A 22214-nucleotide genomic window follows, 5' to 3' on the forward strand; every position below is an offset into this window, starting at 1 on the left:
AAATATTGACCATTGACTATTGACTATTGACAAAAAAGTGCTACGATAAGTATTCGTGACCCTGGAGAGGTGGCTGAGTGGTCGAAAGCGGCAGATTGCTAATCTGTTGTACGGCAGGCAACTCCGTACCGAGGGTTCGAATCCCTCCCTCTCCGTTTTCAGCGAGCGAACTGCTCTCAGTATTGCAAAATATTAAATAATATTAATGTCAGGGCTAACACGGTTACTCCTTTTGGTGGATGTTATCATTTAACATTTGGAGTCTGTTAAGATCGAGCTAACCTGAAACATAGTTTGAATCTTACTTTCAGGCTCCTGAACATCAGAGGAGTGAAAGTAAATTATGCCAAGAATTACTGCTGCCTTAGCCTTGAGTTTAGCCACCATAGTCACAGGCTTTTTAACGGCATCTTGTGATAATGCTAATACTGCCAATACCACCAATACTGCTTCCCCAACAGCTAACTCAACAAGTACAACTAGCAGTACTGACGGGTTAAAAATTGGGACTCTACTACCCACAACTGGTGACTTAGCTTCCATCGGACAGCAAATGGTAGGTTCTGTACCTTTGCTAGTTGATACAGTTAACGCCTGTGGTGGAGTCAACGGTAAAAACGTCACCCTTGTACAAGTTGACGACCAAACTGACCCCAAAGCTGGTGCTGCTGGTATGACCAAACTGGCAACATTAGATAAAGTTGCTGGTGTAGTTGGCTCCTTTGCTAGTAGTGTTTCTACAGCAGCAGTTTCCGTTGCTGTACCAAATAAGGTTATGATCGTGTCTCCTGGTAGCACCAGCCCTGTATTTACTGACAAGGCGAAGAAAGGCGACTTTAAAGGCTTTTGGGCGCGGACTGCACCCCCCGATACTTACCAAGCACTAGCATTAGCTCAATTAGCTAATAAAAAAGGTTTTAAACGCGTTTCTACCGTTGTAATTAACAACGATTATGGTGTTGGTTTTGAAAAAGCTTTTGTCGAAACTTTTGAAAAATTAGGTGGCACAGTAGTTAATAAAAATAATCCAGTTCGTTACGACCCCAAAGCCCAAACCTTTGACACCGAAGCTGCCGCTGCTTTTGCAGGTAAACCTGATGCAGTAGTTGCTGTACTTTACGCTGAAACAGGTAGTTTACTTTTGAAAGCTGCCTATCAACAAGGTTTGATGAAAGGAGTCCAAGTTCTACTTACAGATGGTGTAAAGTCGCCTACTTTCCCTGAACAAGTAGGTAAAGGTGGCGATGGCAAATTTATCTTAACCGGAGCGCTAGGTACAGTACCTGGTTCCGATGGCAAAGCCTTAGACGCTTTTAACAAATTGTGGAAAGACAAAAAAGGTGGTTCACCAGGAGAATACGCACCACAAGCCTGGGATGCAGCTGCATTGCTAGTTTTGGCAGCACAAGCCGCTAAAGACAACACAGGTGTTGGCATCTCCAGTAAAATCCGTGAAGTTGCTGCTGGCCCAGGTACAGAAGTGACTGATGTCTGTGAAGGGCTAAAGTTACTCAAAGAAGGTAAAAAGATTAACTACCAAGGTGCTAGTGGCAACGTAGATGTTGATGCTAACGGTGATGTACTTGGTGTTTATGATGTTTGGTCTGTAGGAGATGACGGCAAAATTAGCGTGGTTGATAAAGTTACGCCTAAATAAGTAGAAAGTAAGAAGGCAAAAGAATTTTTTCTTTTGCCTTTTGCTTTTTTACTTTTAACTTCAGTAATTAAAAGCCGCTGAAATTGTAACCAACTCCTACCAATAAACCGACATCGGTTTGGTCAAAAAATCCAGCGTTCACAGCAGCTGTGGCTGTAAATCTTGAGGAGAGGGGTACATCAATACCACCAGATACCAAAAAAGCCACTTGGGAATTATCACCAGTATTAATAGCTGCACCAACACCTACGTAAGGAGCTATTGGTAAAGGTTCGGTAAATGAGTCTTGTTGTAGCGAAAAATCGTAGGTAACGGGAATCAAAATTGTAGTGTTGTTACCAAACACTGCTGAAGGTCTGATAGAAAAAGCATTTGTCAATCCGATCTTACTCAGAACTGCAAAGTTACCATCACCTAAAGAAGAGTCTCCACCACTTAAGCCAATATTAGCGCCAACACCGATATAACTTCTACCACCACGAGTCGGTCTACCAACATTAACAACATCTGATTGGGCAACTTTGACATCCGCAGGTTGATCAACAAGCGCTGACGATGATGTTGTTACTGTCCCAGGAATAGGTGTGAGAATTGAACTACTAGATTCCTGAGTGTCAGCACTAGGAAATTGTTGAATAGCAAAATTTGTGTTTGTTGTCTCCACTTCAACATTTAACTCATTGGGAGACGCTGCGGTAATAGAAGGCTCAGTTAACTGCTGAGTATTTGCCGTGTCTACTGTCTGGGCTGTGGCAGAAAAACCACAAGTTAAGACAGCAAATGTAATTAAACCCGGCAACAAAACAACACCTTTACGAAGAAAAATAGTATTCACATTCACTCCTAACAGAATATTGCCGTAAAAATACTGAATTTCACGTATTAATGCGCAAAATTCGGCAATGGTTCGACTTTAACTCACAAATTTATTTCCTACATCCTGAGAAGGACGTAGGTAGTGAAAATGAAATATGAAAAAATTAAATTAGTTTTTAGGAAGTGATGAGTCAGGAGTGACGGAAACTTTAAAGATTGCTAATGGCTTCTGTAACTAGTTTTGAGACAAAAGGTAGAATCTCTCGGCTAGTAGCATTGGCTTTACCTTCAGTAAAAACTACTAGCACATAAGGACGCTGATCAGGTATCTCAATATACGCTGCATCGTGACGAACTTGACTTGTCCATCCAGCTTTTGACCAAATTTGTGCGTTTTGCGGTAAACCACCACCTAAAAAACCAGTGATTTGGTCTTCTTCGACATTTTTAGGTAAATCATCAGGGTTGAGACTGCGTTTGAGCAGATTCATCATAGCTTGCGATCGCCCACTCGAAACTGCTACCCCACCCACGATACTATGTAGCAAACGAGCGATCGCATTTGTTGTTAACATATTGCGATTATCAAACATCTCTCCATAAAATGCCCGTTCCCGACCATAAGGGCCATCACACCAAGTTTTTTGACAGATATTTATTGTCTCCATCTCTTCCCAACCCAAGGACTGGTAGTAGCGGTTAACAATATGACGCTGTTGCTTCCAAGTTTCAAATGGCCCTGGTGGTAACTCTGGCCCCGAAGTAGTCCCTGTCAAAATATCTACAACTAAACTTGTGGCATCATTACTAGAATCAATTATCATATCGCCCAAGGCTCGCTCCAATTCCTTAGAGGTTTGGATCATGCCTTTTTCTAACCATTCATTTACTGCTACCAAGTAAAATAACTTAACCACACTCGCGGGGTAAATCCGTTCCACACCGCGATAAGTAAAACCACGGACTGGGTGATTCCAAAAGGCATCGGGAGTTAAAGCGCCACCAGTATTTACGGGTGCTGGCGGATCGTAGACAATCCAAGTCAGAGCAATTTGATTTTGGGCTAATGTCGGAAATGTTGCCCAAGTAGCCTCTAAAATGCCATTACCCAAATTCTCAAGTTGTTCGTCTTTTCTAAAGAAAACCATTGAATAATGCTCTCTAATCCAGAATTCCAAATCCTCAAGTTGACCGCAGATGAATACCAGTGTCTTGCTGACCTCAACTTATATGATTCTCCTGCTTGTACGCGCTTGGCAACTCAAGCTGCTGTTGGGCGACATTTGCAGGTAACATCGAATCATCAAGATACAGCGGTTGAGGTGTATTTGTGTGAGGATGATTATCCAGCCTGGATGTCCTTTGCGGATTTGGGTTTATTACAACCTGCTACTGTACAATATCAAGCTGCCACATTTGCGGAAACTGAAATTAAAAAACTCCTTCCCAAGGTTATCGCTTTTACCCAAAAAGCAATGGAGCAATCTAATGAATATCTTTGGGGCGGTACAGTGGGGCCAAATTATGATTGTTCTGGCTTGATGCAGGCGGCGTTTGTCTCAGTGGGAATTTGGTTACCGAGAGATGCTTATCAGCAAGAAGCATTTGTCCAACCCATCACACTGTCAGAATTACAACCAGGAGACTTGATATTTTTTGGCACACCGCAAAAAGCTACTCATGTTGGGCTTTATTTAGGTGATGCTGCATATATCCATAGTTCGGGAGCCACTCAAGGACGTAATGGAATTGGGATTGATATTCTCTCGGAACAGGGAGATGAGGTGAGTCGGTCATATTATCAGCAACTGCGAGGTGCTGGCAGAGTTGTGAAAAGTTACGAACCACAGAAGCGTTGAGGACGCAGAGAGTTATGAGGAGTGGGTTGATTCCAGAAATAACGACTGAGGAAAATCAGGGAATTTCCGCAAATGTACCAGCAGTGTCGGTGGTAGTGCCGGTACGTGATGAAGTGGAAAGCTTACCACATTTATTAGAGGCGATCGCATCTACTTTATCTGATAGTCAAATCAGTTATGAAATCATCTGTGTAGATGATGGTTCCACAGATGGTTCGGCAGAATTTCTCAAAGCACAAGCCCAAAGCCGCAGTGATTTAAAGGCGGTAATTCTACGGCGCAATTACGGACAAACAGCCGCGATGTCTGCTGGCTTTAACTATGCAGTGGGCAAAACAGTTGTCACTTTAGATGCTGATTTGCAAAATGATCCTGCTGATATCCCAATGCTGTTAGCCAAGTTGGATGAAGGCTACGATTTAGTTAGCGGTTGGCGGCAAAAACGCCAAGATGGGGCTGTGAATCGCTTGTTACCTTCCAAAATTGCTAACTGGCTGATTCGTCGCACGACAAGTGTGTATATTCATGACTATGGCTGCTCTCTCAAAGCCTATCGGGCAGAATTGGTGGCAGATATGAATCTCTACGGCGAATTGCACCGATTTTTACCAGCCCTGGCTTACATTGAAGGGGCAAGAATTACAGAAATGCCTGTGCGTCACCACGCGAGGCGATTTGGTCGCAGTAAGTACGGCATCTCCCGAACTTTTCGGGTGTTAATGGATTTGTTAACGATTTTGTTTATGAAGAAGTTCCTTACCCGCCCAATGCACGTTTTTGGGTTGTTGGGTTTGAGTTCAATGGTATTGGGCGCGGGGTTAGGAATTTATTTGACGTTTGTCAAGTTAGCTATGGGTGAAATGATTGGTAATCGCCCGTTGTTGATTTTGGCAGTTCTGTTATTAGTAACTGGAGTACAACTATTTTGCTTTGGTCTGTTAGCAGAGTTGTTGATGCGTACCTATCATGAATCTCAAGGACGACCAATTTATCGGGTAAGGGAAGTAGTTGAAAATAAAAATAACCGAACTTGATGTAATTGGTAGTTAATATTAATTGTAGGTTTTTCTTTTTTAACTTTTACCTTTTGACTTTTGATTTATTATGATAGCCTCCCCTCAACCCAACTACCTTTCACCGGAAGAATATCTGCAAATGGAGGAAGCAAGCTCCATTAAACATGAATATATCGACGGCTACATTTACGCAATGGCTGGAGCAAGTGACCCTCATGTTACCGTTGCTCTCAACATTGCTGCACTTCTGCGAAATCATGTGCGCGGTTCTGGCTGCCGTGTTTACATTGCTGATATGAAAGCTCGAATTGAATCTTTGAATAGATACTACTATCCTGATGTGATGGTGACTTGCGATGCCAGAGATCAGGAAACACCTACCTACAAAAGATTTCCCTGTGTAATTGTCGAAGTTTTATCTGACTCTACTGAAGCCTTTGATAGAGGTGATAAATTTGCTGATTATCAAGTACTAGAAAGTCTACAAGAATACGTTTTAATTAACACGAAACGCCAGCGAATTGAATGTTTTCGACGTAATAATGAAGGATTATGGGTTTTGCAAACATACACATCTCAAGAAAAATCTTTTCGACTCAATAGTATTAATTTTGAAGGAACAATGGCAGAAGTTTACGAAGATGTAGCGTTTGAATAATGTTGAGTGAAAGTAATCTTCCGTAGGCGAAACGCAGCGAAACTCGAACAACCACCATATTGGTTACGGGAAGTGGTGGCAAAAAATGTTAACTAACGTAAAAATATTAGAACAATATAGTTAGCGTTATTTGCATCTGCTTTGAAAGCTTTTAATACATTTGATGCCGACCTCCGGCGAAACCTGCTGATTCTGTTTACGGCAGGTTTGTTATTCTGGTCAAGTACTGCTGCCTTTTTACCGACGCTACCGCTATACATTGAGCATGTGGGTGGTAGTAAGCAAGAAATTGGCATAGTTATGGGTGGCTTTGCCATTGGGTTATTGCTGTTTCGTCCGATGCTGGGAAAACTAGCTGATAAACGTGGACGTAAAATCGTCTTATTAATTGGGACAGCAGTAGCAGCGATCGCACCTTTTGGCTATTTAGTATTTACATCCATCCCAGTATTATTTTTCCTGCGAATTTTTCACGGAATTAGCATTGCAGCCTTTACTACTGGCTACAGTGCTTTGGTGGCTGATTTAGCACCTGTCGCCATTCGTGGAGAAATTATTAGCTATATGAGTTTAACTGCTCCCATTGGTTTAGCCGTGGGGCCAGCAATTGGTGGATATTTACAAGATACTTCTGGCTACGCACGTTTATTTTTGTTTACCGCAGCAGTCGCTGTTGTTGGTGTATTGTGTGCATCACAAGTTATTAATCCACCATTAAATACACAACGACAATCAGAACGCCAAAACAGTAATTTTTGGCAAATTTTGCTGAGTCCAAGGGTGAGAATACCAGCGATTGTGATGTTACTGGTAGGTACATCTGTTGGCGCTATGCATGTCTTTGTGTCGTTATTTATTAAATCTACCGAAGTAAATTTTAATGGCGCCTGGTTTTTCACAATTGCCGCCATTGCAAGTTTCACGATCAGGGTGTTTGCTGGTCGAGCCAGCGATCGCTTCGGTCGGGGTTTGTTTATTACCTTTGGAATTGCTGCCTATGCTTTAGCTTGTGTATTACTATGGCAAGCTAACAGTACTACTGCTTTTTTAATCTCTGCCATAGTGGAAGGCATTGGTGGTGGAACGGTGATTTCCATGATGGTGACGATGATGGCAGATCGTTCACTAACACAAGAACGCGGGCAAATTTTTGCTATTTGTATGGCTGGATTTGACCTAGGAATTGCGATCGCTGCCCCGATATTTGGCTATGTCAGTGAGTTTGTAGGCTACCGCAATATGTTTGGCTATAGTGCTGCACTCACTTTTTTGGCACTGCTAATTTTCCTCACCTTATCTAACAAAACTTTACCGGATTCTTTGCGTTTTGCTCTCGGTCGTGGTGAAGATGCCTTTTCATTGAATAATATGGATTGAAAATGCAAAAGGCAAAAGCACGTATCACTTTTGCCTTTTACCTTTTTACTTTTTATAACGGGCGAGGAGGGATTCGAACCCCCGACACCGTGGTCCGTAGCCACGTGCTCTAGTCCACTGAGCTACACGCCCCTGCCAGAAAAACATATTAGCACTATATTCCCAAATGATGCAAGACAATTCTCAAAAAAATTTTTCTGCCGAGTTAAGTCATCTGGATTCTCAAGGACAAGCACAGATGGTGGATGTTTCTGGCAAAGCTTCCACAGTCCGCCAGGCGGTTGCCGTTGGGAGGGTGAGGATGCTGCCAGAAACTTTGATTGCCATTCAGGATGGCAATACTCCGAAAGGTGATGTGTTAGCCACAGCTCGCATAGCAGGGATTATGGCAGCCAAACAGACAGCTAATTTAATTCCCTTATGTCATCCCCTGCCATTGCAAAAAGTCGCCGTCGAAATTACCCCTGACTTTCAATTACCTGGTTATCACATCCAAGCTACCGTTAAAACCAAAGCTGAAACTGGTGTTGAAATGGAAGCTTTAACTGCCGTTTCCGTAGCAGCGTTGACTTTATACGATATGGCAAAAGCCTTAGAAAAGTCGATTCAAATTGAATCGATTCATTTAATTAGTAAAACTGGCGGAAAATCTGGAGATTATTCTGCATCAGAAATCTAGCCTACTTAATCTCACCTATAGCTTTGTTGACATCGGTGGGATTGCCAAATTCCTCATCATCTGGTAGTTGCTCTAATAACGATAGAACCTTGCGATCGGCTCCCTGTTTTTGAGCATGTTTAACTAATTCGTCCTTACTAGCAGGATAGTCAATGCCCTTTAAATGTTTTTGAATCTCAACTGGGTTTGCTTTAGCCATTTTTGCCACCTACCTCTTATGGTTAGTACCATCTTCACAAGAGGACATATTGGCTCCCTCTATCAAATAGGAGAATCATTTGTAACATATAGAAAATTAAAGCTCACTCAAATGGTTGATGCAGTTATTCTAATATTTGATATCTTTAATAACGGATAATTTTTTGTATTAATTACTACTGTTTTATAGCAAGAATATTAAGATGAGAATTTTTTTCAATATAGTTATAAATTCAAAATTCGATGATTGTTTGCAGCATGAATGAGATTTTAGGGAAAAATTTCAGATATAAAAAAACTAATTACACAATAAAAGTTTAAGTTTTTTTTGGGACGTAAATCTAGTAATATTCAGAGGTTAATAAAGTTATAAAAAAGTTGCAATAACAGCTTAAAAAGTTCAGGGAGGTTCCAGCTATGTCCCCTCCAGAAATTGATGTATTAGAAGCAAGACGAATATACAAATCTACTGGTGCAATTCCGGCGCAGATATTGCGCTCAACTATCTATCGTGCTTGGGAGCGATCGCATTTACAAGGAGCTAACCCGCACGCGCTCCAAGCCGAAAAACTATCAAACCTAGCTACAGAGCGGTTGAGAGAACAAAAGCAAACTTTGATTCAAGTCGCTACTCCTTATATTCGGATGCTCTCACAGGCCGCTGGTACAGATCGTCATGCAGTTATGTTAGGAGATCAGAATGCGATCGTGCTGGATGTAGTGGGTGATAAACAGACTGTACAAGGGCCAGAACCTTTTCCTGGTCCTGGTTCTTTGCTATCGGAGGCTGTAGCTGGTGCTAATGGGATCGGTACGCCATTAGCAGAAACAGATTATGTAGAAATTATTAGTGCAGAACATTTTATTGATGGGTTTCATCCGTTTACCTGTCAGGGAATTCCTCTACGTGATGACAAACAAGAAATTATCGGAGTATTAAGTATCTCCCTGCGAAGTGCAGATGCTAGACAACGTCTGAAAGAGATATTAGTGTGTGCATCTGGTGGAGTCGAAGCAGAATTATTAATTGCCAACTTAGAAAAAGATGTGCGTCGGGTTTTAGAATCTCATCCTAACGAATATCAACCACTCGAAGAATTACGCCAAGATATTATTCAAGCACACCAAGCGGCACGTTTAAAACTAGAAGTCGTTTCGCGGATGGTCGCAGTTAACCGTCTAGACTACGCGATGCAATTGCTGCGTCAGGCTGAAAAATCAATTCAAATATTTCGTCGCCGTGCGGAAATTTGGCGAAGTTTAGCATCCTTTGAGATTGGAACACTCCAACCTGTATCATTGACTGATAATATATCCAATTTAGTGGATCTTCTGTCAACAGAAGTAGCCATTCGTCAGGTAGAAGTAGTTACTGACTGGTACGAACCAATCTCAGTAGTTGCTGACCCCAGAAGCCTTTTACGCCAACTGCTGCATTATTTTCTGCAAGCTTTTGATTATGCAGGCAAAGGTGGAATAGTTAAAGTAGTAGTCCATAAAATTCCCAATTCTGAGTTAGCGCAAATCAGTTTTCTAGTGATTCCAGTCTTTAATATCTCTCAATCAGCACCAACCTCGCAGGTTTTTTATCTACCAATCACAAGAATTAAAGATGAACAGTAAAAATTCGGGAAAGCGCAAAGTCCTGATTGCTGACGATGACGATGATAGTCGAGTTATGCTGAGTTTTCTCTTAGAAGAGGAAGGTTGGGAGGTAAAGGAAGCCAAAAATGGTAAAGAAGCTTTAGAAATAGTGATTCAGGAACGGCCAGATTTATTAATTTTAGATAATAGAATGCCAGAACTTACAGGAGTTGAAGTGTATCAGCAACTCCAGGCACAAGGTATCAATGTAGCAATCGTGTTAGCCACTGCACACGGCTATCTAGACGAATTAGCCTCATCCCTGGGAATTGCTCATTTTATTTCTAAACCCTATGACATTCCACAGTTGTTAAAAACTATAGAGTCTGCTTACAAAAATTCTCTAGGTTAAAGTTGCTGAGATTGAGACAAAAAGAAGTTAGTAATAGCAACTGCACTCCTAAAGACCTTAGAATAATCAAGTATGTTGAAATCTGTAACAAATATTTATGCCTCCTCGTTGGCCTCGCAAACCTGATCGCAATGACCCGGAATTTCGTAAGTTAGATGACCGGATGAATTTTGCTGTCCATGTCGCTGTAGCAGCCACAATTAATTCTGGTCTTTGGTTTTTCCATAACCTGAAAGCAGCCAACTGGGAATGGTTGCCATTGTTGACCGCAGGTTGGGGAGTAATCTTGTTGCTGCATCTAGTTTATATTGCTGCGATCGCTAACTATTCATCCACACCGCCTAAATCCACCTGAAGATGGACAGTTGATGCTAGGGCATTTGTAACCTGTGGGAGTAGAGTTAGCTTGATTAATTGAGCAATAATAATATATAGGTTGAGAGCTGGCGCTCTTTCTTAATATAGGGTGATTTTTATGGCTAAAACTAACACCGCAGAATTACTAGAAGCCCTAGCATCGGAAATTGGTGAAAATGTTTACATAGATATTGCGAAGTGGCATCTTTATCTATCGGATGCCAAACTGCATACTGTTGTTGCTGAGCAGTTGTATCCTTTAATTACTTCTAATAATGTCAATGAAGACCGCGTAATTGCAGTGCTGGAATCTATACCAGTGAAGATAGGCGGTGGCAGAAGGGAACTAGCACTCATAGATTTACTGCCCTTGCAATGTCAGGTAAATTTGGTGGATATTTTAGAAAAATTTCAACGCGAAATATAATTTTTAGACTTTGATAGTCTCAAAAATAACTTCTTTAGCACCCCTATTTTTAGGAGGTGAAAAGTATGGTTGGCTATGAGTTTCATGATGGATATACTCTAGCAGAAACAGCAGATAAACTAGGCAAAAAAGCTTTACAGTTAAATCTGATACCTAGTTTTGTTGTACGTTATTTTGCTGATAGCAGGCAATACTACATTCCTAACGAACAAGAATCTCAACCGCTGACACCAGAACAAGCATATATGCACTTTAAAAAATTAGTCGAGACTTCTGGTAAGTAATTATTTCTCTATTCAATTTTGCAGTGGATAGTTTACATCTACTTGAGGAGGTTAGTTATATGTTTCTCCAAATCAAAAATACCAGCGATTTAGTCAAAATTACTGATATTCAGGAATTAATCGACCCGAATATTAATATCGTTCACGGACAAGACCAAGAAGGTCAAGAAGAACAAGATACTGATTCTTTTGAAAAAGCAAATCTTGTTTTTCCCTCTGGTGAAAGTTTACCTCGCTGTTGGTTAGATGCTAACTATCGTAGTAAAGTTAAAGCTTCTTGATTACATAATTAAAGAAATCTTGATTTTTAGTTAAGAATTCTTGTAATGGGTAATTAGGTAAATCTAATTACCCATTATTTTAATTTTAATTAACCATTAGTAGATGATACAGCTTGTTCTGATGATTTAGCTGCTTCATTAGCTTGAAAGTTGGGAGAAATTGCTTTAGTAATCCAGGCAGTGAGGATGTGAGATAGCACTCCCATCGGCCCAGCAAACAGACAAAGTATTAAAGAATGAATTGTCCAAATTCCGGTTTTCTGTCCTTCCCAATAAATAAACCTCCCAACAAACAAATCCATTACTAAAAAATGAATCCAGCCTGTTGCAGCGGCTTTTTCATCAGCAAAAAATCGAGCAATATCAGCTAGTTGGGGATTTGATAAAGCTTGAGCATTTTCTGGTGTAATGCTGGTGATAAACAAATATAAATATGCTCCAGCTAAGGGCAGAAATGGAATGTATGACTCCATGATTCGCCTTGTAACTTTCCAGTTGGGCAGGAGAATTATTAATGCCCAAAAAGGCAAAACAAACAGATTGGCAATGTCAAACAATTGAGAGATTGTCATAAAAAGAAGAGGTAGATTAGGTGACAGGTGATAGGTTACAGGTTACAGAATTAAAAGTATTTTGATGTCTATTGCTATAAATAGCAAAAGTAGACTAATTTACAAAGCTACAAGTTGTGATTCTATTTCTGTTGAGTTCAAATCACGACCGATAAAAACTAAGCGAGTTTGCCTTGCTTCTGCTGCTTGCCAAGGACGGTCATAAAATTTTTCAAAGCGGTTTCCTACACCTTGCATAACTAGGCGCATGGGTTTATTGGTAACTGCGACAAAGCCTTTAATGCGGTAAATTTCTTGTTGCTGGACAAGTTTTTGCAATTGTTGTTGGAGTTTTTCTGGGTCAAAGGCGCGGTCTAAAATGACGTGTGTTGAGGTGATTTCGTCGTCGTGGTCGTGGTCTTCTTCTGTATCGTGATGGCTGGGACGGCTATCTAAATTGTCTTCCACAGCGGCTTGCAATCCTAATAATACAGAGGGATGGATTTGACCGCGATCGCTCTCTACCATTTTCACCACTCTGGGCAATTCTTGTTTAACTAATTCCTCAACTTGTGCTTTCGCTTCTGCATCTACTAAGTCAGTTTTACTCAACACCACTAAGTCTGCACAAGCCAGTTGGTCTTCAAATAACTCCTGCAAGGGTGTTTCATGTTCTAGGCTATCATCTGCTTGACGTTGGGCGGCGATCGCTTCTAAATCACTGGCGAATGTCCCGCCAGCTACCGCTGCACAATCTACAACGGTAATTACTGCGTCTACTGTTGCAGCGTTACGAATTTCTTGCCAACGAAAGGCTTTAACCAGTGGTTTAGGCAAAGCTAACCCAGAAGTTTCAATCACAATGCAGTCGATGCTATCCCGGCGTTTAATTAACTCTTGCATTGTGGGATAAAACTCTTCCTGCACTGTGCAGCACAGACAGCCATTGGTTAACTCAAAAATATTACTCCCGCCATCTTCATCTTCAGGGCAAATTTGACAGGATTTCAATAATTCGCCATCAATACCTAGTTCGCCAAATTCGTTGACTAAAACGGCGATGCGACGACCTTGGTTGTTTTGTAATAAGTGGCGAATCAGGCTGGTTTTACCACTGCCTAAGAAGCCTGTAATCACGGTGACAGGAATTTTTGTAGCCATTTTGAGAAGTATGAACTGTGAAGTCTGAAGTATGAAGTATATAGTGTTTTTGCTTCTAGTGGTCTTGTTGAGTTTAGGGGATGAAGGACTAAAGGCTAAAGTGTCACATAGCAATAATTTCATCCTTCATACTTCACCCTTCATACTTCAATGGGGCAACTTCCTTGCGATCGCCTTACTCTTGATAAGATGACCCCAGGGAAACTGCCCCCAGAATTAACTAAGATTAGTTTACAAAAATTTACTCAGCCGTAGCTAGTTCGGTGCTGCCGCGTGTCCGGCGACGGGTGAGGCTGTTGTACAACATCATGCCAATAGCTTTAATTAAGTTGCCTTCTAATTCTTGGAACATCTTCATGTTCATCCCAAAGGCAGCGTTGGCTTCATCCACGATGCGATCGCCTGTAGCATCATCAATGGGTAGTTCGTCCAATGTTTGACGATACTTAGCTTTAAATGCCTTCTCATCGGGAATTTCCTCAAATTCATAGAAGGCGGTTCCTTGGCTATCACTCAAATTCATCGCTGTCACAGCAATGTTCTTGAGAATCTGTCCCCCAGATAAGTCACCCAAGTAACGGGTGTAGGAATGAGCAATTAATAATTCTGGTTCTGTCGCAGAAATTTCGCGGATGCGTTGCACATAAGCTTCACCCGCTGGCGATAATTTGATTTGCTCGCGCCAGTTAATACCGTAATAGTAGCTTAGGTCTTGCTCTAGGCTATGCTTGCGGTGCAGTTGGGCAAAATTAATTTTGGAAACAATTGGGTGCTGGCGATGCTTTTCCATCTCCTCTTCCATTGCCGAGTAGACGAAGTAAAAGTTAGCCACTAATTTGCGGTAGGAACTCTTCTCTACCACTCCTTTTAAAAAGCACTTGACAAAACCTACATTTTCTGCCATCGTGTGGGCTTTTTTAGTGCCGACACGCAACTTGCTGGCTAAATTGCTGCTCATACTAAAATTTCTCACCTTTAAAGGGATATACCGAGGTTCCGATTTACGAACGGCTAAGAAAGGTCATTAAAAAGTTACATTAGAACTATTTGATGAGAATTTATATTAAAATTTTTTAAGCAATGGAAGTGTATACTTTTGTGAAGCTGTCTGAGGCTGCGAATATGTAATTTTTCTACTCATCGCCAAGCGGAAAATTTATGATCAAGAAAGCGATCGCCAGATTTTTTTGTATAAAAAATTTACAAACCTCAGAAAAATTTTAGAGATTTTCACTTAATTCAGTCTATTGGTAATAGATTCTGAGAAAGAAAAACGATTATATAGTTAGTAAAAAGTGCTGAGTGCTGAGTGCTGAGTAAAAAAATCATACTCTCTAGCCTCAACATCTCTGCTTCATTTGTTCTATGCAGTTTTATGATGGCTACTTGAATTTGTTGAATAGAGAGTAAAGTAATATTTTCTAGTGTTACGGTGTGGGGTGTTTAAAATTATGGTTTCATCAATAACTCGAACTCAAGGCAACATCCGAGGTCTTTCTGTCAGTGAATCTACTAATTGTGAAAAAGGCATAGACGAGAATTTAGCTTTTAGCTTGATATCACTACCAGCAACTCCCCTGTTTGGTACAGATGGAATTCGGGGAAAAGTAGGAGAATTACTGAATGCGCCCTTAGCTTTACAAATAGGTTATTGGACAGGTGTAGTTTTACGTAACCATGCAGGTGAAGCAAGACCAGTAATTGTCGGACAAGATTCTCGTAACTCCAGCGATATGTTGGCAATGGCTTTGAGTGCCGGGTTAACAGCCGCCGGAATCGAAGTTTGGTATTTAGGATTATGTCCTACTCCCTGCGTTGCTTATCTTACCAGCATAAGTGAAGCAATTGGCGGCGTGATGATTTCTGCTAGTCATAACCCACCCGAAGACAACGGGATTAAAGTTTTTGGTGCGGATGGGGCGAAGTTACCGCAAGCATTACAGGCAGAAATTGAAGCGGGATTGCGCGGTAAGTTAGCAGTTGTAGGTGGAATGAGTAATTGCGGCAGACATTATTCCCGTCCGCAGTTAGTGAGTGAGTACAGCCAAGCATTGAAACAACCCTTGCAGCATAACGGAAATCTGCAAGGGATGAAAATTGTTTTAGATTTGGCTTGGGGTGCAGCCGTTGGGTTAGCGCCACAAGTATTTATGGAAATGGGGGCAGAAGTTATCTGCTTACATAATGCCGCAGATGGCGATCGCATCAATGTTGATTGTGGTTCCACTCACCTGGATATTTTGCAAGCCGCAGTTCAAGAACATCATGCAGACATAGGCTTTGCTTTTGATGGTGATGCCGATCGCGTTTTAGCCGTAGATAACACTGGCAGACAAGTCAATGGCGATTATATCCTTTACCTGTGGGGTCGTCAGCTGCAACAACAGCAACAACTACCAGATAACTTGATAGTTTCCACTGTCATGGCCAACTTAGGATTTGAAAGGTCATGGCAACAACAAGGTGGTAAATTGATTCGCACTGCTGTTGGTGATCAATACGTGCAAGCAGAAATGCTGCGGACTGGCGGAATGCTGGGTGGCGAACAATCCGGTCATATTTTGTGTAGACACTATGGGTTTACTGGCGATGGGTTATTAACAGCCTTACATGTAGCCAACTTAGTCAAACAATCTGGTGTTTCCCTAGGGGAATTAATCGACCAAAGCTTCCAGACATATCCCCAACTATTGAAGAATGTCAGAGTAGTAGATCGCGATCGCCGTTTAGGGTGGAAAGATTGCCAACCTGTTCAAGATGCGATCGCCTTAGCCGAAGCCGCAATGGGTGATGCTGGCAGAATCTTAGTCCGCGCCTCTGGTACAGAACCAGTCATCAGAGTCATGGTTGAAGCCGCTGATGCCGAACTCGCCGAACATTGGACAAATGAATTGGTTGCTAAAGTCCAGCAACATTTAGCGTAAGAGTCCTGAGTTCAGAAAAGTAGCTGGCAGTGAAATGGTATTACTCCCCTTCCCTACAAGGGAAGGGGACGGGGGTTAAGTTTGTATTAGGGCCATAATCTTCAAACATCGACACCACCAGACTTTCCTGCCTGTTCCCTGCTATATGGGACTTCCAGAGAATGAATGACCCAATTTATTTAATGAGATTTTTCTTTACTCCCGGTTATTTTTTTAATTGGAAGTCCCTATCTTTAGGCTCTAATTTTCCTACCAATTTTAATATTTCTCTAACCAGAGAATGATGAACTATGGAAATTTATGAATATGCAAGTTGGCTGGAAGTATTGCAAGATATGGCAGCATAAATCCCCAGATGCCAACCAATAGAGCATTTGTTCAATTTACATGAGTCCGGTAAATTGTCTGGAAGTTTACTTTCAGTGTGTTTAGGGCTACCTATTAATGATTCGGAATAAAATCTACAGTGCTGGTGTTGCGACTCTGGCCTTGATTGGGGGTGCGATCGCTTTTTCTACACCAGGTCAAACTGCTACTGTGCAACCTGCAAAAATATCCAGCCAAAGCTTTCAACTGGCACAATCTACTGTGAATACTGCTGCACTCGAAGCTGCGGTTTATGACCAAATTAATCAATATCGAGCTTCTCTAGGTCTACCACCATTAACTCGTAACTCTACTATTGACAATCAAGCCAGGATTCACAGCCAAAATATGGCTAGTGGTCAAGTTGGATTTGGTCATTATGGTTTTGGCCAGCGAGTTCAAGCGATCGCAGCTACTATTCCCTACAGAGGAGCTGCTGAAAATGTTGCTTACAACCAGGGATATAGAGATCCGGCTACCCAAGCTGTACAAGGCTGGCTGAGAAGTCCAGGACATCTGGCTAATATCAAAGGTAATTACAACCTCACAGGCATTGGTGTTGCTGCAAATAACAGAGGTGCGGTCTACTTTACCCAGATATTTATCCTCTCACGATAGAACAATAACATTCAGTTAAAACTTGCAGTGCGTTACTTTATTTGCGTAACGCACCGCACCAAAATTTTTTTCTAGTCTGTGTTGCGGTATTTTTAGAAAATCTCAAGACCAAAAAACAAATCTAAAAAACTCTTTACCCTAGCGTATAGTCCCTTATTTTCTGGATTTGAGCAATTTTTAATAATATCCTGTTACATATTCTGGGAAGTCGAAGGTAGAGTATAGGTCTTACTCATCTATATTTTGTAATTCTCCATGTTTCGACAACCTGCTTTTGGCATCGCTTTAAGTACGCTTGTCCTTGCTAGTGGATTTATCTCTACTCCCATACCAAGCCACTCATCTACCAACAACACCACTCAACAGATTGCCGCTAGTCAGCTGGCCTCATCAACTACAACCTTTAACACGGCTGCATTAGAGAAATCAGTTTTTGAACAAATAAATCGCTATCGAGTTTCTAAAAAACTGCCAAAGTTAACCTTGAATGCCAATATTTCCCGACAAGCAAGGATTCACAGTCAAAACATGGCTAAGGGAAAAGTGCCGTTTAGCCATAACGGATTTGAAAAGCGCGTTAGGGCTACTTCGATAACCTTCAATAGTGCAGGTGAAAATGTTGCAGTTAATCAAGGATACAGTAATCCTGCCAGCCAAGCTGTGATTGGTTGGTTAGAGAGTCCTGGACATTTGAAGAATATCAAAGGCAAATACAACCTGACTGGGGTTGGTGTAGCGACTAATCAACAAGGAGAAGTCTACTTAACGCAGATTTTTCTGCTGACTAGATAATATTGAGTTGCTGAAATTATGTAGTGTCTAAGGGTATTCTTTTGTGGAAGACACTGCATTTATTGTTGAGTAATTCATGACATTACCAGATTTTCAGGTTTGCGATCGCGACATTAATGACTCTACCCTCAGTGAGTACTTAAAATCTGAGACAATCGCTGTTGATACAGAAACAATGGGGTTATTACCACAGCGCGATCGCTTGTGTCTCGTGCAGCTGTGCAACTCGGAAGGTAAAGTAACAGCAATTCGCATCGCCAGAGGCCAAACCCAATCCCCAAATTTAAAACAACTTCTCGAAGCAAAGAATGTACTGAAGATATTTCACTTTGCTCGTTTTGACCTTGCGACTTTACGCTACAACTTGGATATTGACGTTCAGCCTGTTTTTTGTACAAAAATTGCGAGTAAGTTAGCCCGTACCTACACTAACCGTCACGGACTAAAAGATGTAGTACAAGAGTTAGAACAAGTAGAACTTGATAAAAGCGCCCAAAGTTCTGATTGGGGTAATGCTGCGAATTTAACTGAAGCGCAATTAAGTTATGCTGCCAATGATGTCCGCTATTTAATCAGTGTCCAGCACAAGCTGAGTGAAATGCTCAAACGAGAAGAACGTTGGCAACTCGCACAAGAATGCTTTCAAGTTTTACCTACAATAGTTTCATTAGATTTATTACAGTTCAAAGAAATCTTTGAACATTAGTAGTGAAGAGTCAATAGTCAAAAGTCAAAAGTCCATAGTTAAAACTTGTGTCAACATTCTCTTATACACTATTGACCATTGACCATTGACTATTGACCATTAACCAAAAATCTAGACTTCTTTTTTCTGAGTTTCTGTGTGATTTTTCAGACGAGCTACAACATTATAGTCGTCTGCACCTGCGGGAGTTCTAGATTCAACGATACCTTCTGTTGGGCCGCCGATTGCCTTCCATGCAGCTAGACCACCCTTGAGTTGAGATACATGCTCAAAACCAGCAGAATTCAGAACTTGTGCAGCTTGAGCAGATTCTTCATCATTGCTACCGTAAACGTAGATATCACGGCTTTTATCTATAGATGGTACAGCTCGCTCAGCTAATTCATTGATTGGCATGGGCATTGCTCCCATGATATGACCTTCGTTAAATACTTGGCGATCGCGTACATCCAAAATTGTAAAAGCTGGTTCGCCCCATTCCAAGCGCGACTTCAGGACATGAACATCAGACTGAGGCTCTATAGTTGGCTGTTGAGGAATAATACCGCCTACTAAATTATTAGTCATAAAATATCCCTAACTGACTTCCTAACAGCAATTTAACGAGAGCAAGCTATTTAATTGCTCTTTCTTTGGGATGAATGTTATAAAAGTCTTTCTTCTGGTATATTAGTTGGTTTTTCCAGATTTATGGCACTTTCAAAATATTTTAAATAAGGAATCAAAGTAAAAAAAATGCCTGCTAATAATCATATATAATTTAATTTTTTCTCTCTGCGATCGCCAACAGCAATGTTTCTTCAATTTCTTGCCGAATTCCAGGTGTAATATTATAAGAATTATTCAGACAATTTACTAATAATTTATTGGCATTATAATATTGCTGAAGTAATTCTACTTGCTGTTTATTAAACTGCCAATCATGACAAATATTTCTGTATTTAATTAAAAGTTCTCTAAATTTTCGACTCCAGAATTTACCGTGTTCTATCCACCACTTGCGAAATTTATGAGGATGGCTATGTCCATTTGGCAATTGTTTTTTAAGATTGTGGAGACATTGTTTAAATTTAGATTCAACAACCAAATTTAGCGCTTTATCAAATGCAATATTTAAAGCATGAGCATAATCGAAAACAACAGCATCATTCAAGATATAGTTACAAGCAAATTCTAGTTCCGCAGCACAGGCAAAAGTACTAGTAAGAAACTCATCAATAGCAAGTTCAGGGTTGAATGCTAAATTGCCGATAATAGCACGCTCAAGACCGTAGCTAGATGAATGGCAGAAAACTTGGAATTGAGGAAAATTATTACCTTTAAGAAATACTTCTAATGAACGACCAACACAAACTAGATAAAAAGCCCGGATAGCTACTGGTTTATATTGAGTATTAACTGAGTTAGATTTTTGATGTAACCATAGTAAAAAATCTTGAATTGTCTGCTCATTAGCTACTAAAAAATCAATTTCTTGTTTCATTAAATGTAGCATTTCATCAGCAGTCGGTAACATACTCACAGTCAGCAAAAAGACATTTTGCCATTTTTTATCAGTTATATGCTTAATTAGCTGATTTACGGACTGCTCTTGGGAATTGTCTACAATATTTTTGGCAGTTAAATATTCTTGCAAAGCCAAATGTGAGAAAGAGTAAATTCCCTGCGATCGCTCAACTAATAAACCATACTGTACTTCCAGTAATTTCAGTATTTTTTCACTATCTTGCAAGTGCCGAGTTCTCATTTGTGAGGAGTTAGGAAAAAGATAATGATGTTTATTTAAATACTGAGATATTAGTAATGAAATTTTTTCTTGTTCAAAAAAATAATTTCCTTGCTCAAAAGTAAAAGCCGCAATTTGAGCAACTAAGTTTTTTATATTAACAAAGTTAAAATACCAGTCAACTGAATACCTTTGAATACCTCGAATTTCATCCCATCGCTTTACTAAAATATTCAATGCTTGCTCATACAACTTAGCAGGTTTAAATTTAAATTCAGATTTTGCTTGGAAGAATAAGCAGATTAGATGTAGTAAAATTGGTGTTGTAGCTAATTCTCGTAGTTGCTGATTTTCTGGTAAATGCAGTTGATGAATAAATAAGTTGCCTCTAGCTTCCCCATCTTCTCTAGATTCATGAGCAACTGCAACAAACCATTTTTTTATAAAAGTTTCGGCTTGTTGTAGATCAAAGTCTGCAATTTCGATTTCTGTAAATCCCGGAAATTTGTATTTTTGAACCGCTATTCGACTGCTAATCACAAACTTATTTTTGTAATAAGTCTGAGAAAATCGACGAATTTCTCGGTTAATCTGATTTAAATCTTGGGCTGGTACTTCATCTAATCCATCTAGCAAAATCAGTCCTTTGCCTTCAGTTAATATGCTGAGTGTTGATTCTGCTTCAACTCTACAACTCAGAAATTCTTGGCTAATATATTTCAACAGACTAAAGTCATTGTGAACTGTAGAGTCTTCAGCAAATTCCTTGAGACTGATAAAAATAGCTATGTGGTTTGGTTGAAATTCCCCTTCATTACACTTAATCGCCAAGTATTTTAAAAAAGTTGTTTTACCTAAACCTGGTTTACCCAGCACCATCAACTTTGAGTAAAGTGATGCAGCTTCTAATCCTGATAATCTTCTTTGAAGTTTGTCTTGTCCGAGTCGGTTAAAGCCTGACTCAAAACAAAAGTTATTCAACAAATCTCCTATGTCGAAGCATTGTTGGTTAGTAATTTTTTCTAAGACATAAACAGTAGTATAAATATCGACCAATGGAACTGCTTGAGCAACATCCAACATTTGCAGAGTACCGCACTGGTCTTGAATTTTGCCTTGGCGCTTTTGACGAATTTCCTGCACCAATGTATTTAAATCTCTACTGTTAGCTTGTGATTTAGTCGTCGCTTCTGAAGTTATATCTTCCGGTAGACCAGCAACTTTTTGCCATGATAATCCTAAATGTTGACAGATTTGTACAAAACAACTGCGAGAAACTGGCTCACCTGCAAAAAACTTAGATACTGGTTGACGGGTGATACCTAAAGCTGTTGCTAATTTGTGTTGGCTTAAAGTTTTGTCAGTTAAAGCTGTTTTTGCAGCCCTGATACCTTCCGAAGAAGCTCTTAGTCCTTGGCTTGTCATACTATCAGCTGTATTAAGTAATTTTTGTTATACATAGGGATGTAGCTGTACGTAAATCCACCCTGGACAGATACCTGTATTTTCCCAAATAAAATATTCCACCAGATTTATACCTAGAATTAATTTCAATCTGGCTTGGTGAGCAATTTACTTTCTGTCTGAAAGCTATCTGTTCTTAGAAAATACTCAAAAAATTCCAATTATTTTCAAGAACAAAGTACTTGATTATACTTTGATTTTCAAAATCATACAAAACTCATACAAAACTTATACATTTGGTATGCACTATGATAGCTGAAGTTTTCCTAAATTTAATAGAAAATTAAGTGTATCTCAGTAG

24 protein-coding genes and 2 tRNA genes are annotated in these 22214 nt (G+C 40.3%); 17 read left to right on the forward strand and 9 right to left on the reverse strand.

The genetic code is table 11. The annotated features are described in order from the left end of the window. Positions 1-63 precede the first annotated feature (63 nt). Together ACMX3D_RS11965 and ACMX3D_RS11970 are read left to right on the forward strand one after the other, a co-directional pair. Positions 64-155: transfer RNA gene (locus ACMX3D_RS11965), tRNA-Ser, on the forward strand. A gap of 188 nt (positions 156-343) precedes the next feature. Beyond that, on the forward strand, positions 344-1657 hold the full coding sequence (locus ACMX3D_RS11970; protein ID WP_482751631.1) for an ABC transporter substrate-binding protein: 1314 nt from the start codon (positions 344-346) through the stop codon (positions 1655-1657). A gap of 67 nt (positions 1658-1724) precedes the next feature. On the opposite strand, the gene ACMX3D_RS11975 is transcribed toward ACMX3D_RS11970, so the two are convergent. Then, on the reverse strand, positions 1725-2492 hold the full coding sequence (locus ACMX3D_RS11975; RefSeq protein ID WP_482751632.1) for a hypothetical protein: 768 nt from the start codon (positions 2490-2492) through the stop codon (positions 1725-1727). Positions 2493-2682: 190 nt separating this feature from the next. Further along, positions 2683-3621 (reverse strand): serine hydrolase, encoded by a 939-nt coding sequence (locus ACMX3D_RS11980; RefSeq protein ID WP_482751633.1) that lies wholly within the window; start codon positions 3619-3621, stop codon positions 2683-2685. Positions 3622-3627: 6 nt separating this feature from the next. Between ACMX3D_RS11980 and ACMX3D_RS11985 the strand changes: the two genes are divergently transcribed. The 4 genes from ACMX3D_RS11985 to ACMX3D_RS12000 all read left to right on the forward strand — a co-directional run bounded on the left by ACMX3D_RS11985 (position 3628) and on the right by ACMX3D_RS12000 (position 7383). Further along, entirely contained in the window at positions 3628-4332 is a 705-nt protein-coding gene (locus tag ACMX3D_RS11985) for a C40 family peptidase (RefSeq protein WP_482751634.1), read from the forward strand. Between the two features lie 14 nt (positions 4333-4346). Then, positions 4347-5366, forward strand: a complete 1020-nt coding sequence (locus ACMX3D_RS11990) for a glycosyltransferase family 2 protein (protein WP_482751635.1) — start codon at positions 4347-4349, stop codon at positions 5364-5366. Between the two features lie 70 nt (positions 5367-5436). After that, a complete protein-coding gene (locus ACMX3D_RS11995) occupies positions 5437-6006 on the forward strand; it encodes a Uma2 family endonuclease (RefSeq protein ID WP_482751636.1) in 570 nt (189 codons plus the stop codon). Positions 6007-6147: 141 nt separating this feature from the next. Next, on the forward strand, positions 6148-7383 hold the full coding sequence (locus ACMX3D_RS12000; protein WP_482751637.1) for an MFS transporter: 1236 nt from the start codon (positions 6148-6150) through the stop codon (positions 7381-7383). A gap of 58 nt (positions 7384-7441) precedes the next feature. Here ACMX3D_RS12000 and ACMX3D_RS12005 read toward each other — a convergent pair. Further along, positions 7442-7515: transfer RNA gene (locus tag ACMX3D_RS12005), tRNA-Arg, on the reverse strand. A gap of 37 nt (positions 7516-7552) precedes the next feature. On the opposite strand from ACMX3D_RS12005, the gene moaC reads away from it, so the two are divergent. Then, on the forward strand, positions 7553-8062 hold the full coding sequence (gene moaC / locus ACMX3D_RS12010; RefSeq protein ID WP_482752326.1) for a cyclic pyranopterin monophosphate synthase MoaC: 510 nt from the start codon (positions 7553-7555) through the stop codon (positions 8060-8062). Between the two features lies 1 nt (position 8063). Here the strand turns inward: moaC and ACMX3D_RS12015 are convergent, their stop codons facing one another. Next, a complete protein-coding gene (locus ACMX3D_RS12015; RefSeq protein WP_482751638.1) occupies positions 8064-8261 on the reverse strand; it encodes a DUF2795 domain-containing protein in 198 nt (65 codons plus the stop codon). 416 nt (positions 8262-8677) lie between these two features. Here ACMX3D_RS12015 and ACMX3D_RS12020 point away from each other — a divergent pair, with 416 nt between their 5' ends. The 6 genes from ACMX3D_RS12020 (at position 8678) to ACMX3D_RS12045 (ending at position 11605) form a co-directional block, all read left to right on the forward strand. After that, a complete protein-coding gene (locus ACMX3D_RS12020) occupies positions 8678-9883 on the forward strand; it encodes a GAF domain-containing protein (RefSeq protein WP_482751639.1) in 1206 nt (401 codons plus the stop codon). After that, entirely contained in the window at positions 9873-10256 is a 384-nt protein-coding gene (locus ACMX3D_RS12025) for a response regulator (RefSeq protein WP_482751640.1), read from the forward strand. Before ACMX3D_RS12020 ends, ACMX3D_RS12025 begins: the two co-directional genes overlap by 11 nt. Positions 10257-10353: 97 nt before the next feature. Next, entirely contained in the window at positions 10354-10611 is a 258-nt protein-coding gene (locus tag ACMX3D_RS12030; protein ID WP_482751641.1) for a hypothetical protein, read from the forward strand. A gap of 120 nt (positions 10612-10731) precedes the next feature. Further along, positions 10732-11040 (forward strand): DUF3181 family protein, encoded by a 309-nt coding sequence (locus ACMX3D_RS12035; RefSeq protein ID WP_482751642.1) that lies wholly within the window; start codon positions 10732-10734, stop codon positions 11038-11040. 65 nt (positions 11041-11105) lie between these two features. Further along, positions 11106-11324: a hypothetical protein gene (locus ACMX3D_RS12040; RefSeq protein WP_482751643.1), complete on the forward strand. Its 219-nt coding sequence runs from the start codon at positions 11106-11108 to the stop codon at positions 11322-11324. A gap of 59 nt (positions 11325-11383) precedes the next feature. Then, positions 11384-11605 carry an acetyltransferase gene (locus tag ACMX3D_RS12045; protein ID WP_482751644.1) on the forward strand — a complete coding sequence of 74 codons (222 nt, stop codon included), beginning with the start codon at positions 11384-11386 and terminating at the stop codon, positions 11603-11605. Between the two features lie 89 nt (positions 11606-11694). On the opposite strand, the gene ACMX3D_RS12050 is transcribed toward ACMX3D_RS12045, so the two are convergent. The 3 genes from ACMX3D_RS12050 to ACMX3D_RS12060 all read right to left on the reverse strand — a co-directional run bounded on the left by ACMX3D_RS12050 (position 11695) and on the right by ACMX3D_RS12060 (position 14275). Then, positions 11695-12177 carry an ABA4-like family protein gene (locus tag ACMX3D_RS12050; protein WP_482751645.1) on the reverse strand — a complete coding sequence of 161 codons (483 nt, stop codon included), beginning with the start codon at positions 12175-12177 and terminating at the stop codon, positions 11695-11697. Positions 12178-12276: 99 nt separating this feature from the next. Next, positions 12277-13317 (reverse strand): cobalamin biosynthesis protein CobW, encoded by a 1041-nt coding sequence (cobW, locus tag ACMX3D_RS12055; protein ID WP_482751646.1) that lies wholly within the window; start codon positions 13315-13317, stop codon positions 12277-12279. Between the two features lie 241 nt (positions 13318-13558). After that, the gene (locus ACMX3D_RS12060) at positions 13559-14275 is read right to left on the reverse strand and encodes a biliverdin-producing heme oxygenase (protein ID WP_482751647.1); all 717 of its coding nucleotides are present in this window, start codon (positions 14273-14275) and stop codon (positions 13559-13561) included. 493 nt (positions 14276-14768) lie between these two features. On the opposite strand from ACMX3D_RS12060, the gene glmM reads away from it, so the two are divergent. From glmM to ACMX3D_RS12080, 4 genes are all read left to right on the forward strand, one after another. Then, positions 14769-16241 carry a phosphoglucosamine mutase gene (gene glmM / locus ACMX3D_RS12065; protein ID WP_482751648.1) on the forward strand — a complete coding sequence of 491 codons (1473 nt, stop codon included), beginning with the start codon at positions 14769-14771 and terminating at the stop codon, positions 16239-16241. A 444-nt stretch (positions 16242-16685) separates the two neighbouring features. Continuing rightward, the gene (locus ACMX3D_RS12070) at positions 16686-17225 is read left to right on the forward strand and encodes a CAP domain-containing protein (RefSeq protein ID WP_482751649.1); all 540 of its coding nucleotides are present in this window, start codon (positions 16686-16688) and stop codon (positions 17223-17225) included. A 255-nt stretch (positions 17226-17480) separates the two neighbouring features. After that, positions 17481-18017, forward strand: a complete 537-nt coding sequence (locus ACMX3D_RS12075) for a CAP domain-containing protein (RefSeq protein ID WP_482751650.1) — start codon at positions 17481-17483, stop codon at positions 18015-18017. A gap of 76 nt (positions 18018-18093) precedes the next feature. Then, complete coding sequence (locus tag ACMX3D_RS12080; protein WP_482751651.1) at positions 18094-18723, forward strand: ribonuclease H-like domain-containing protein; 630 nt, start codon at positions 18094-18096, stop codon at positions 18721-18723. A gap of 111 nt (positions 18724-18834) precedes the next feature. On the opposite strand, the gene ACMX3D_RS12085 is transcribed toward ACMX3D_RS12080, so the two are convergent. Continuing rightward, positions 18835-19290: a rhodanese-like domain-containing protein gene (locus ACMX3D_RS12085; protein WP_482751652.1), complete on the reverse strand. Its 456-nt coding sequence runs from the start codon at positions 19288-19290 to the stop codon at positions 18835-18837. Positions 19291-19483: 193 nt separating this feature from the next. Beyond that, complete coding sequence (locus ACMX3D_RS12090; protein WP_482751653.1) at positions 19484-21874, reverse strand: NACHT domain-containing protein; 2391 nt, start codon at positions 21872-21874, stop codon at positions 19484-19486. Positions 21875-22214: the final 340 nt, after the last annotated feature.

The sequence above is a fragment of the Anabaena sp. TISTR 8404 genome (assembly GCF_056847745.1).